Source organism: Burkholderia sp. LS-044 (genome assembly GCF_004803625.1).
GTDB lineage: Bacteria > Pseudomonadota > Gammaproteobacteria > Burkholderiales > Burkholderiaceae > Burkholderia > Burkholderia cepacia.
Genome location: NZ_SSWO01000004.1, coordinates 1 through 12816, shown reverse-complemented (window position 1 = coordinate 12816; position 12816 = coordinate 1). Strand labels below are relative to the sequence as shown.

The window sequence follows — 12816 nt, the reverse complement described above, 5'->3', positions numbered from 1 at the left end:
ACGCCCATTTCGCCTCGCCGTCCGCATGTCCGTCGCTTTCCCGTTTTTCTCTTGCCCCATTTTTACATGTCCAGCAACGCCCCTCCGATCGTCCTCACCTTCGGCCTGTCCGATCCCACCGGCGGCTCCGGCCTCCAAGCCGATCTGATGACCCTGGCGAGCATGGGCTGTCACGGCGTGTCCGTCCTGACGGGCTACACGGTGCGCGACTCGGCCGCCTGCGACGAAGTCACCGGCCTCGATCCCGACGTGGTCGCCGCCCAGGCCCGCATGCTGCTCGAAGACATGCCGGTTGCCGCATTCAAGATCGGCGCGGCGACGCGTGCGGAAGTCGTGAGCGCGATCGCCGAGGTCGTCGCCGACTACGACGGCGTGCCGCTCGTACTCGCGCCGGACTTCACGCTCGACGACGAACACGTGCTCGCCGCCGACGACCTGCGCGAATCGATCGCCGACCTGCTCGCGCCGCAAACCACGCTGCTGGTTGCCGACTACGCGACGCTGATCGCGCTCGCACAGCCGGACGGCGACGCCGAGGCGCCGAATCTCGACGCAGCCGTGTCGCACCTGCTGTCGCAGGGCTGCGAGTACATCCTGTCGTCCGAGACCGGCTCGCACCGGCTCGTCAACACGCTGTACGGCGAAGAAGGCCAGTTGCGCGAGGACATGTGGGATCGTTCGCCGCATCGGCTGATGGGCATCACCGACACGCTGGGCGCGGCCATCGCGGCACTGCTCGCGAACGGCCAGGAGCCGCCCGAAGCGGTTCGTGAAGCGCAGGAATACCTGTACCAGGCCGTGCGTGACGCGTTCCGGCCCGGCATGGGCGCGTATTTGCCCGACCGGTTCTTCTGGGCGCGCAGCAATGAAGACGCCGATACCCCGCCGGCGGTGAAGGTCGACCCGGTGCCGAGGACGTCGCACCGGCATTGAGCCGAACACGGCGGGCACGTCCCGCCGTCGCGGCGAACTCGCGGCGCCATCCTTGCCGCACCCGGCCGTCCCGCACCCGCCGCCGATTCAACGGCACCAATAAAAAAAGACCCGCATCGCTGCGGGTCTTTTCTTTTGGCTGGAACGCGCATCGCTGCGCGCTCCGGACACCATCGACCGAAGTCGATTACATGTCCATGCCCATGCCGCCCATGCCGCCCGGCATGCCGCCCGGCATCGGTGCGTCTTCCTTCGGCAGTTCGGCAACAGCTGCGTCCGTCGTCAGCAGCAGGCCTGCAACCGAAGCTGCGTTCTGCAGTGCGGTACGCGTGACCTTGGTCGGGTCGACGACGCCGGCTTCGACCATGTCGACGTACTCGCCCGTCGCTGCGTTGTAGCCGTAGTTGCCCGTACCTGCAGCAACTGCCGCCACCACGACGCTGGCTTCTTCGCCGCCGTTCGTGACGATCTGACGCAGCGGCTCTTCCATTGCGCGCAGCACGATCTTGATGCCGGCGTTCTGGTCGGCGTTCGCGCCGGTCAGGCCTGCGATCGCGGTGCGAGCGCGGATCAGCGCAACGCCGCCACCTGCCACGATGCCTTCTTCCACAGCTGCGCGCGTTGCGTGCAGTGCGTCTTCGACACGTGCCTTCTTTTCCTTCATTTCGACTTCGGTCGCTGCGCCGACCTTGATCACCGCAACACCGCCGGCCAGCTTGGCCACGCGCTCTTGCAGCTTTTCACGGTCGTAGTCCGACGTCGCTTCTTCGATTTGCGCGCGCACTTGCTTCACGCGTGCTTCGATGTTCACGGCTTCGCCTGCGCCGTCGATGATCGTCGTGTTTTCCTTGCCCACTTCGATGCGCTTCGCCTGGCCCAGTTCTGCCAGCGTTGCCTTCTCGAGCGTCAGGCCGGTTTCTTCGGCGATCACTTGGCCGCCCGTCAGGATCGCGATGTCTTCCAGCATCGCCTTGCGACGATCGCCGAAGCCAGGCGCCTTGACCGCAACGGTCTTCAGGATGCCGCGGATGTTGTTCACGACCAGCGTTGCGAGCGCTTCGCCTTCGATGTCTTCAGCGATGATCAGCAGCGGACGGCCAGCCTTCGCGACTTGCTCGAGCACCGGCAGCAGATCACGGATGTTCGACACCTTCTTGTCGTGCAGCAGCACGAACGGGTTGTCGAGGACGGCGACTTGCTTTTCCGGGTTGTTGATGAAGTACGGCGACAGGTAACCGCGGTCGAACTGCATGCCTTCGACGACGTCGAGTTCGTCGGCCAGCGACTTGCCGTCTTCGACGGTGATGACGCCTTCCTTGCCGACCTTGTCCATCGCTTCAGCGATGCGATCGCCGATCGACGTGTCGCTGTTCGCCGAGATCGAGCCGACCTGTGCGATTTCCTTGTTCGTCGTGCACGGCTTGCTGATCTTCTTCAGCTCGTCGACAGCCGCTGCGACTGCCTTGTCGATGCCGCGCTTCAGGTCCATCGGGTTCATGCCCGATGCGACGTACTTCATGCCTTCGCGAACGATCGATTGCGCGAGGACGGTTGCCGTCGTCGTGCCGTCGCCTGCGTTGTCGCTGGTCTTGGAAGCAACTTCCTTGACCATTTGCGCGCCCATGTTCTGGAGCTTGTCCTTCAGCTCGATTTCCTTCGCGACCGACACACCGTCCTTGGTGACCGTCGGGCCGCCGAAGCTGCGCTCGAGCACCACGTTGCGGCCCTTCGGACCCAGCGTGACCTTGACTGCGTTGGCGAGAATGTTCACGCCTTCGACCATCTTCGAACGGGCGGAATCGCCGAATACGACGTCTTTAGCTGCCATCTTCTAACTCCTTGAATTCTTGGGAATATGTACCGTCGGTGGACGCTTACTTGGCGTTGACCACGGCCATGATGTCTTCTTCGCGCATGACCAGCAGTTCGTTGCCGTCGACCTTCACGGTCTGGCCTGCGTACTTGCCGAACAGGACGCGATCGCCGACCTTCACGTCGAGCGCGATCGGGGCGCCCTTGTCGTCACGCTTGCCCGGGCCGACGGCCAGGACTTCGCCCTGGTCCGGCTTTTCAGCAGCGGCGTCGGGGATCACGATGCCCGAGGCGGTCTTGGTTTCCTGATCCAGGCGCTTGACGATCACGCGATCGTGCAAAGGACGAAGGTTCATATTCACTCCTCTCTTGACTGAGATTGAAGAACGCTTAGGGAATCTGCCCGGCTTATCGCCCGGCAGAGAATTGTTAGCACTCTCGTGCAGCGAGTGCTAATTATATGGACGGGTTTTGACAAATTCAAGAAGGGGAATTGACGGTTTTTTTCGGGCCGGCGAAGCCCGCTCGACCTCGAACGTTGCTCACCCGAACGTGAACCCGGGACAACCTCGACGAACCAGGGAAACCCCCGATATGTCCTGCAAAAACAATAGCTTGGACATAAACCCGGGCGACAGCCCGAGAAACCGGGAAGACGCCGCGCGCCACTTGCCCGATCCGTCCCCACCGGAAAACCACACGGCCACGATCCCTCAGGGATATCCCGCGTATCCGGGCAAACCCAGGCAAATTATATGGGGTACGAATACCCCACTGCGCCCGCGGGGAGGAGGCACCGCACCGCATTCGTCCCCTCTAGACAAGAGAAGTTCATCATCTTGCTGCGCCATGGCTGGCGCACGGAATCGCACAGAACCCGGACGACCTGCCCGTCGACACGTCATGCATCGGATCCACGAAATCGCTGGCGCGAAACGGGCTGCCCACGCGATAACCGCCGAGAGCAGCCCGGATCACCTTCACACAATTAGACGGACGAATCTCCCGGAATTGTCTAAACCAGCGCGGAAGCAGGGCTCTCGACAATCGCACGCTGCGGGACCGGGCCGCGGGCCGCAAAATTCTCCGCCATCGAAAAGTCGTCGACCATATCGAGCCGGTAGCCATGCGTATACACGGCACTCAATTGAAGCCCGTTTTCCGGACGAAGCGCCAATTTTTGTCGAAGTCGATAGATATGCGTGTCGAGGCTCCGCGATGTTCCATCGAGCGCTCGCCCCCACGCCAGCGTCGACAGGGAATCCCGGGAAAGCACGCTCCCGATGTTGGTGAACAGGAAATTTGCCAGCGCAAATTCCTTTGCCGTCAAGTCGATGATCTTTCCGTGCACGGCGATTGTGCGCGCCAGCGGGTTCAACACATACGCTCCGACCTCGACCCTGCTGTCGGGTTTCTTGTTGCGGCCATTTCGACGCAACAGCGCGTTGACGCGAGCGGCCAACTCGATCTCGCGGAACGGCTTGCCGATGTACTCGTCGGCTCCTGCGTCCAGCGCGGCGGCAACATCTGCTTCAAGCGTTCTCGCGGCAAGGAACAAAACGACCGGCTCATCTCCGACGTTGGCCCGAATCCAGTGCAGCAAATTCAGGCCGTTGGCATCTGGAATTCGCCAATCGAGCACGATGAGTTCGACCCTCTCCTTTTTCAGAAACTGAACAGCCCGTGTGCTATCGCACACCCGGAAAATTTCCTGACCCGACCCGTGCAGCGCCCTTTCAAGGGCCGACGCCTGATCGTGATCCCCTTCCACTAACAAGATACTCATAACACCCCCAGCCTTCGTCGACCCGAATGATTTTCATCGCACTCCAAATCGATCGCCTGAATACACAGGTCTGAACGTATGTTTTGTTTTTGATAACGCCGACCGATTGAAACCAACCTCATCTCACCCCTACATCAACCTCACCATCCAGCGATACACGACCTTGCAACCTTTCCCGTCATCAACTTCTCCAAGTACCCGCTGTTCCGTGCCCAACACCAAAGAGCGGCGTTGACGATGCGGATTGGCAGACCGTCGCGAGCCTGCCAGGCAAGCCGGCGCCTGGATTGCCATTTCATGCCGGCCTCGATAGCGATCGACGCGTCGAGCAAACTCATCGCCCGCCCTGGCTCGAAATGGCGCATCCACATACCATGCCACTCAAATGTTACTAACATATCAGTAGGATATCGAGACACCTGCCAGAGATCAAAGGGGGGTAAACCCGTTCCTCGACCTTGCCCTTTTTAAGTCTCGAGTTGAAAACAAGGGGGGACCTGACTAATATGTTAGTGATATTCCTCAGGCAAACACTTAGGCAAATGAACGGACTGACTGGCAGTACCTTGGCCGAACAAGCCCACGATAAACTCGAGGAACTCATCGTCACGCTGGAGCTTGCGCCCGGCAGCGTCTGGTCCGAGGCCTCTCTCGCAGAAAAGCTGAATACCGGGAGAACGCCGGTTCGCGAGGCCGCGCAACGACTGGCTGCGTCGCATCTCCTTCAGATCGTTCCACGACACGGCATCATGATCACCGTCCCGAACATTCATGATCAGTTGCTCGTACTCGAAACGCGCCGTGAACTCCAACGCCTCATCGCGCAACGCGCTGCACGGCGGTCATTGCCAGAGGAGCGCGAACAGATCCGCGAAATCGCCAAAAAACTCGACGCGGCAGGCGAATCTCGAGACGTCGTCGCCTACTTGAGATGCGTCTATGCGATCAATCAACTCATCGCGCAGTTTTCACGGAATCGGTTCGCCGCCGAGGCCATCGCGCCGTTACATGCCCTGTCGCGACGCTTTTACTTCATGTATCACAAGCAGCTGGATGATTTGCCGTCGGCGAGCCTGCAGCACACGAGAGTCGCGCGAGCAGTCGCTGCCGGTGACGAGCAGGAAGCCGGACGCTCATCCGATTTGATGATGGACTATATCGACGCATTCACGCGAGATTGCTTTACTCGCGACTTTGAACCGCATCACTCGCGCGTGTCGGCCTGATCGTACTTTTCGGCTTCGATTCGCGATATCGACTCAAGGTTGCGGCCTGTCCTTTCATGCGTTACATGGCACGTTCGATCCCGCGCCTTCGATGAGTCGAGCCTGCGCCTGTGCCCGGCAAATAATGCGCACGCTCGCTCGTAAGCATGCCGGTTTTGACGCAACGGCATCATCCCCTGAAGGCATCGCGTGGACACCCCGCCCATGTCGACCCGTCACGGAGTGCCACACTCGTCACGCCCCGCCAGGCCGCGGTCAAGTGGATTCCCCCTGAACAACAACGCCCTCGCTTCACCCCGGAATTCCGCATCGTTCGATCAATCGATCCACCTGCTCCTCTCGAACGGGTTCGGAGATGTAGTATCCCTGGCAATCAATCTGCATCATTTCTCTCAGCCACTCGAACTGAGCCCTGGTTTCGACACCCTCCACGACGACGTTCTTCTTCAAGCGGCTCCCAAGCTCGACGAGCGCTTCGACCATCGCTCTCGATTCAGCACTTTCATGAACGTCGCGCATGAAGGATCGATCCAGCTTGAGTGTATCGACAGCCAGGCCATGCAATTTGGTCAACGACCAGCACCCCGAACCAAAATCATCGATCGCAACGCTCGCCCCAAGATCTCGAATCGATGACACGGCCGCGGCAAGTGCCTCTATCGGGCCAGGATCGATGGACTCCGTCAGTTCAATCTGAAAATTCGCGGCACGGACGGCGTAGGAATCCAGAACGAGCGCCAGTCTTCTTGCCATTCCCGGCCGCGTGACTTCATGAGCGGGCAAATTGACGGACAGAGACAAATCGTCATAGCCGAGCGCAGCCCAACCGGCGAGCACGCGCGCGGACTCCTCGACCACATAATCAGTGAATCGGCATGTCAGATGCGAATCTTCGACGAGGTCAATGAACGCCGCCGGCATCAACACGCCGCGCTCCGGATGCTGCCAGCGTATCAATGACTCGAATCCGGACAACAATCCGGTCTGAAGGCGGAGCTTTGGCTGATAAACGAAAAAGAACTCCTTCCGCGCCAATCCACGCTCCGCGTCTTCGACAAGATCATCGGTATTGCAACGCACGGCCGCACCATCCACAGCGATCTCCAATGCACGCACTCGAAATTCCGGTGCCCGCCGATACGCCTTGCTCCCGCTCCGGGCTTTCAGTCGGCCGTGCGCGAACATGCAATTATTTCCACTGATACAGCATGCCGGCGCCGATCACCTTCTGACCGCCGCTGAAGCCGCCGTTGATCGACGCCTTCAGGTTGTCCGTGATGCGCGCCTGCATGTTGACCGCCATCGCCTTCTGGCCGAGGAAGGTCGACGTGCCCACACCCATCCCGAAGTTGGCGTCACGATCGAGCTGCGGGATCGACGCCATCGCGCCGACGGCCGCGATACCCTGCTTCGCCATCTGGTCGGTCTGCTGCAGTTGCGAACCCAGCGAGTTGATCTGCGCCTGCTGGCCCGACAGTGCCGTCGACAGCGTCGTCTGCACCTGCGTCAGCTGGTTCACGTTCACCGCGTCGGTGCCTTGCGTACCCGGCGCGACGTTCGTGATCTGGCGCTGCTGCGTGTCGCTGCCGACCGACACCACGTTCGAGCGACCGCCGTCGTTCGAATTCGCGCCGATTGCCACCGAGTTCGAGCCGGCAGTGACGGTTGGTTTGTCGGAGCCGGTGCCGTTCATGTCGGCAGCGACGCCGGCGGTGTTCGTCGTGTTCGTCGTCATCAACGTGGAAAGCTGACTCAACTGGTTGTTGATGTTCGTCACGCCAGTCGACAGCGAGGCCACGCTGTTGTTCGTCGTGCTCAGGCCGGTGGACAGGGAACTGAGACCGGCCGCCGTCGATGTCGACAGCGCGTTGATCGCGGTTGAGGTCGAGGTGGACAGCGACGATACGTTGCTGTTGGTCGAACTCAACCCCGTCGACAGCGAGTTGATACCCGTCGACAGCGATGCGACGTTCGTCGCGGTCGACGTCGACAGGCTGTTGACCGCCTGGTTCGTCGCGTTCAACTGGCTGCCGTTGATCGCGTCCGTGCTGGTGGCCGACACCTGGCCGGCAGCGACGTTCGTGATCTGGCGTTCCGCGCCCGGCGAACCGATGCTCAGGACGCCCACCGGACTGGCGCCGGCGACCGAGTACGCGACACCGCCGACCGTGACGCTCGACACCGCGACCGCATTGCCGGTGACCGCGTTCGCACCGAGCGCGATCGAGTTGGCAACGTTCGCGGTGGCATTCGAACCGAGCGCGAGTGCGTCGGTCGCGCTGGCCGTCGCGCCCGACCCGTAGGCTTGCGCGCCGATCGCGCTGGCCGTGGCCTGGTTGCCGAGTGCGATCGTGTTGTCCGCGGTGGCCTGGCTCGAGTTGCCGAGTGCGAGCGCGCTGTTGCCGGTTGCCGTGCTCGCATTGCCGAGCGCCACTGCGCCGGTACCGGTCGCCGTGTCGTTCGCACCCATCGCGACTGCGCCGGTGCCCGTCGCGACGCTCGGGTCGCCGATCGCGACCGCGCCGTCGCCGCTCGCGGTATTGCCGGAGCCGATCGACACGGCCTTGCCACCTGTTGCCGACGCGCTTTGACCGATCGCGACCGAGCCGTCCGATTGTGCGTTCGAGCCGTAGCCGACCGCGACACTGCTTGCGCCCGCGGCAGTTGCGGCTACGCCGGCGGCCAGCGAGTAGATGCCCGTCGCTGCGCTGTTCGCGTAGTTCGCCCCTTGCGCACCTCCATCATTGACGCTGTAGTAGTGCGTTTTCGCGGCTTCGATCGCGGTCGAGGTCGACGTGGACAGCGACGTCATCGAACTGTTGGTCGAACTGAGCCCCGTGGACAAGGAGCCGATACCCGTCGACGTCGAGGTGGACAGCGACAGGATCGTGCTGTTCGTGCTGCTCAGGCCGGTGGACAGCGAGCCGATGCTGGTCGAAGTCGACGTGGACAGCGAGGAAATCGAGCTGTTCGCGGATGAAAGGCCCGTCGAGGTCGACGTGGACAACGAAGAAATCGAGCTGGTGGCCGACGACAAGCCGGTCGACGTCGAAGTCGACAGCGACGTGATCGAGCTGTTCGCGGACGACAGACCCGTCGAGGTCGACGTGGACAGCGAAGAGATCGAGCTGTTCGCCGACGACAGACCGGTCGACGTCGAAGTCGACAGCGACGTGATCGAGCTGTTGGCGGACGACAGACCCGTCGAGGTCGAGGTGGACAGCGAAGAAATCGAGCTGCTCGCCGTCGAAAGACCGGTCGATGTTGACGTCGACAGCGACGACACCGTGCTATCCGTTGAGCTCAGGCCGGTCGACAGCGAGCTGATGCCCGTCGAAGTCGAGGTGGACAGCGAAGAAATCGAGCTATTCGCGGACGACAGCCCCGTCGAGGTCGACGTGGACAACGAAGAAATCGAGCTGGTGGCCGACGACAAGCCGGTCGACGTTGAAGTCGACAGCGACGTGATCGAGCTGTTCGCGGACGACAAGCCCGTCGACGTCGAGGTCGACAGCGACGTGATCGAGCTGTTGGCCGATGACAAACCCGTCGAAGTCGACGTGGACAGCGAAGAGATCGAGCTGTTGGCCGACGACAAACCCGTCGACGTTGAAGTCGACAGCGACGACACCGTGCTATCGGTCGAGCTCAGGCCCGTCGACAACGAGTTGATGCCCGTCGAAGTCGACGTGGACAGCGAAGAGATCGAGCTGGTGGCCGACGACAAGCCAGTCGACGTCGAGGTCGACAGCGACGACACCGAGCTATCGGTCGAGCTCAGGCCCGTCGACAGCGAGCTGATGCCCGTCGAAGTCGACGTGGACAGCGAAGAGATCGAGCTGGTGGCCGACGACAAGCCAGTCGACGTCGAGGTCGACAGCGACGACACCGAGCTATCGGTCGAGCTCAGGCCCGTCGACAGCGAGCTGATGCCCGTCGAGGTCGACGTGGACAGCGAAGATATCGAACTGTTGGCCGATGACAAGCCGGTCGACGTCGAAGTCGACAGCGACGACACCGAGCTGTCGGTCGAGCTCAGGCCCGTCGACAGCGAGCTGATGCCCGTCGAGGTCGACGTGGACAGCGAAGAAATCGAGCTATTCGCCGACGACAAACCCGTCGACGTCGAAGTCGACAACGACGACACCGAGCTATCCGTCGAGCTCAGACCGGTCGACAGCGAGTTGATGCCCGTCGAGGTCGACGTGGACAGCGAAGAGATCGAGCTGGTGGCCGACGACAAGCCAGTCGACGTCGAGGTCGACAGCGACGACACCGAGCTATCGGTCGAGCTCAGACCCGTCGACAGCGAGCTGATGCCCGTCGAGGTCGACGTGGACAGCGAAGAGATCGAACTGTTGGCCGATGACAAGCCGGTCGACGTCGAGGTCGACAGCGACGACACCGAGCTATCGGTCGAGCTCAGGCCCGTCGACAGCGAGCTGATGCCCGTCGAGGTCGACGTGGACAGCGAAGAAATCGAGCTATTCGCCGACGACAAACCCGTCGACGTCGAAGTCGACAACGACGACACCGAGCTATCCGTCGAGCTCAGACCGGTCGACAGCGAGTTGATGCCCGTCGATGTCGACGTGGACAGTGAGGAGATCGAGCTGTTGGCCGACGACAGACCGGTCGACGTCGAGGTCGACAGCGACGACACCGAGCTATCCGTCGAGCTCAGGCCCGTCGACAACGAGTTGATGCCCGTCGAGGTCGACGTGGACAGCGAAGAAATCGAGCTGTTGGCCGTCGACAGACCGGTCGATGTTGACGTCGACAGCGACGACACCGAGCTATCCGTCGAGCTCAGGCCGGTCGACAACGAGTTGATGCCCGTCGAAGTCGAGGTGGACAGCGAAGAAATCGAGCTGTTCGCCGACGACAGACCGGTCGACGTCGAGGTCGACAGCGACGACACCGAGCTATCCGTCGAACTCAGGCCCGTCGACAATGAGTTGATGCCCGTCGAGGTCGACGTGGACAGCGAAGAAATCGAGCTGTTCGCCGACGACAAGCCCGTCGACGTCGAGGTCGACAGCGACGTGATCGAGCTGTTCGCGGATGACAGACCCGTCGAAGTCGAGGTCGACAACGAGGAGATTGAGCTGTTCGCCGACGACAAACCCGTCGACGTGGAAGTCGACAGCGACGACACCGAGCTATCCGTCGAGCTCAGGCCCGTCGACAGCGAATTGATGCCCGTCGAGGTCGACGTGGACAGCGAAGAAATCGAGCTGTTCGCCGTCGAAAGACCGGTCGACGTCGAGGTCGACAACGACGACACCGTACTATCCGTCGAGCTCAAGCCCGTCGACAGCGAGTTGATGCCCGTCGAGGTCGACGTGGACAACGAGGAGATTGAGCTGTTCGCCGACGACAGCCCCGTCGACGTGGAAGTCGACAGCGACGACACCGAGCTATCCGTCGAGCTCAGGCCCGTCGACAACGAATTGATGCCCGTCGAGGTCGAGGTGGACAGCGAAGAAATCGAGCTGTTCGCCGTCGAAAGACCGGTCGACGTCGAGGTCGACAGCGACGTGATCGAGCTGTTCGCGGACGACAGACCCGTCGAAGTCGAGGTCGACAACGAGGAGATTGAGCTATTCGTCGACGACAGCCCCGTCGACGTGGAAGTCGACAGCGATGACACCGAGCTATCCGTCGAACTCAGGCCGGTCGACAGCGAGCCGATGCCCGTCGAAGTCGAGGTGGACAGCGAAGAAATCGAGCTGTTGGCCGACGACAAGCCAGTCGAGGTCGACGTGGACAACGAGGATATCGAACTGTTCGCCGACGACAGGCCCGTCGACGTCGAGGTCGACAGCGACATGATCGAGCTGTTCGCGGACGACAAACCCGTCGACGTCGAGGTCGACAGCGACGACACCGAGCTGTTGGTCGAGCTCAGGCCGGTCGACAGCGAGCTGATGCCCGTCGAGGTCGACGTGGACAACGAGGAGATCGAACTGTTCGCGGACGACAGACCCGTCGAAGTCGAGGTCGACAACGAGGAGATTGAGCTATTCGCCGACGACAGCCCCGTCGACGTGGAAGTCGACAGCGATGACACCGAGCTATCCGTCGAACTCAGGCCGGTCGACAGCGAGCTGATGCCCGTCGAGGTCGACGTGGACAACGAGGATATCGAACTGTTCGCCGACGACAGGCCCGTCGACGTCGAGGTCGACAGCGACGTGATCGAGCTGTTCGCGGACGACAAACCCGTCGACGTCGAGGTCGACAGCGACGACACCGAGCTGTTGGTCGAGCTCAGGCCGGTCGACAGCGAGCTGATGCCAGTCGAGGTCGACGTGGACAACGAGGAGATCGAACTGTTCGCCGACGACAAGCCCGTCGACGTCGAAGTCGACAGCGACGACACCGTGCTATTAGCCGAACTCAGGCCAGTGGACAGCGAGCTAATGCCCGTCGAGGTCGACGTGGACAGCGAAGAAATCGAACTGGTGGCCGACGACAAGCCCGTCGACGCCGAGGTCGACAGCGACGTGATCGAGCTGTTCGCGGACGACAGCCCCGTCGAAGTCGACGTCGACAGCGAAGAAATCGAGCTGGTGGCCGACGACAAGCCGGTCGACGTCGAAGTCGACAGCGTAAACAGTTGGCCGCCGTTGACCGCGTCCCCGCTGCCGGCGGCAACGGTACCGTTCGCAAGGTTGATGATTTTATTGCTGGATACGTTGACGTTACTGCCATTCAGGATGATGCTTCCCGGTGCATACAGTTCGATCGACTGCCCCGGTATGGAGCCGGTGACGCTCGAACTTGGCGTCGTCGCGTTGTTGACAGTGATCCATGTGGTCGACGTGCTGGCGCCCGAATTGATTCCCGGCCCCCCTGAATAGCCGCCCATGAAAAGCACGTCGCTGCCGGTGGTACAGCCCATGTTGTAGCTGGTTGTCGGGCCCGTCGAACCTGTCCGCATTTTTGTGGGCGAGGCGGTTGAACAGCGCCTTATCCGCGCGCCTGCGTGAATCGCTCGCCAAACAGGATAGCAAACTGGTTCATCGCTGATTTCCAGTCGAAGGCGGCCCGCAC

6 protein-coding genes and 1 pseudogene are annotated in these 12816 nt (G+C 61.6%); 2 read left to right on the top strand and 5 right to left on the bottom strand.

What is annotated here, in order from left to right:
* Nucleotides 1-66 precede the first annotated feature (66 nt).
* Nucleotides 67-933 carry a hydroxymethylpyrimidine/phosphomethylpyrimidine kinase gene (locus E9536_RS11320; RefSeq protein WP_027788204.1) on the top strand — a complete coding sequence of 289 codons (867 nt, stop codon included), beginning with the start codon at nucleotides 67-69 and terminating at the stop codon, nucleotides 931-933.
* Nucleotides 934-1120: 187 nt separating this feature from the next.
* On the opposite strand, the gene groL is transcribed toward E9536_RS11320, so the two are convergent.
* The 3 genes from groL to E9536_RS11305 all read right to left on the bottom strand — a co-directional run bounded on the left by groL (nucleotide 1121) and on the right by E9536_RS11305 (nucleotide 4531).
* Nucleotides 1121-2761, bottom strand: coding sequence for a chaperonin GroEL (gene groL, locus E9536_RS11315; protein WP_021163332.1), 1641 nt, complete (start codon nucleotides 2759-2761; stop codon nucleotides 1121-1123).
* Nucleotides 2762-2807: 46 nt separating this feature from the next.
* Nucleotides 2808-3101, bottom strand: coding sequence for a co-chaperone GroES (groES, locus tag E9536_RS11310; RefSeq protein WP_011351136.1), 294 nt, complete (start codon nucleotides 3099-3101; stop codon nucleotides 2808-2810).
* 659 nt (nucleotides 3102-3760) lie between these two features.
* Complete coding sequence (locus tag E9536_RS11305; RefSeq protein ID WP_136469873.1) at nucleotides 3761-4531, bottom strand: response regulator transcription factor; 771 nt, start codon at nucleotides 4529-4531, stop codon at nucleotides 3761-3763.
* A gap of 542 nt (nucleotides 4532-5073) precedes the next feature.
* Between E9536_RS11305 and E9536_RS11300 the strand changes: the two genes are divergently transcribed.
* A complete protein-coding gene (locus E9536_RS11300; RefSeq protein WP_049098221.1) occupies nucleotides 5074-5757 on the top strand; it encodes a GntR family transcriptional regulator in 684 nt (227 codons plus the stop codon).
* 291 nt (nucleotides 5758-6048) lie between these two features.
* On the opposite strand, the gene E9536_RS11295 is transcribed toward E9536_RS11300, so the two are convergent.
* Both E9536_RS11295 and E9536_RS11290 read right to left on the bottom strand, forming a co-directional pair.
* Nucleotides 6049-6864: an EAL domain-containing protein gene (locus E9536_RS11295; protein ID WP_060084006.1), complete on the bottom strand. Its 816-nt coding sequence runs from the start codon at nucleotides 6862-6864 to the stop codon at nucleotides 6049-6051.
* A gap of 82 nt (nucleotides 6865-6946) precedes the next feature.
* Nucleotides 6947-12445 (bottom strand): annotated as a pseudogene (locus tag E9536_RS11290) (YadA-like family protein); the annotation flags it as partial.
* Nucleotides 12446-12816: the final 371 nt, after the last annotated feature.

Excerpts from the sequence above, each read along its gene's own strand:
- E9536_RS11320 (WP_027788204.1), top strand. The coding sequence starts at position 67 with ATGTCCAGCAACGCCCCTCCGATCGTCCTCACCTTCGGCCTGTCCGAT.
- groL (WP_021163332.1), bottom strand. The coding sequence starts at position 2,761 with ATGGCAGCTAAAGACGTCGTATTCGGCGATTCCGCCCGTTCGAAGATG.
- groES (WP_011351136.1), bottom strand. The coding sequence starts at position 3,101 with ATGAACCTTCGTCCTTTGCACGATCGCGTGATCGTCAAGCGCCTGGAT.
- E9536_RS11305 (WP_136469873.1), bottom strand. The coding sequence starts at position 4,531 with ATGAGTATCTTGTTAGTGGAAGGGGATCACGATCAGGCGTCGGCCCTT.
- E9536_RS11300 (WP_049098221.1), top strand. The coding sequence starts at position 5,074 with ATGAACGGACTGACTGGCAGTACCTTGGCCGAACAAGCCCACGATAAA.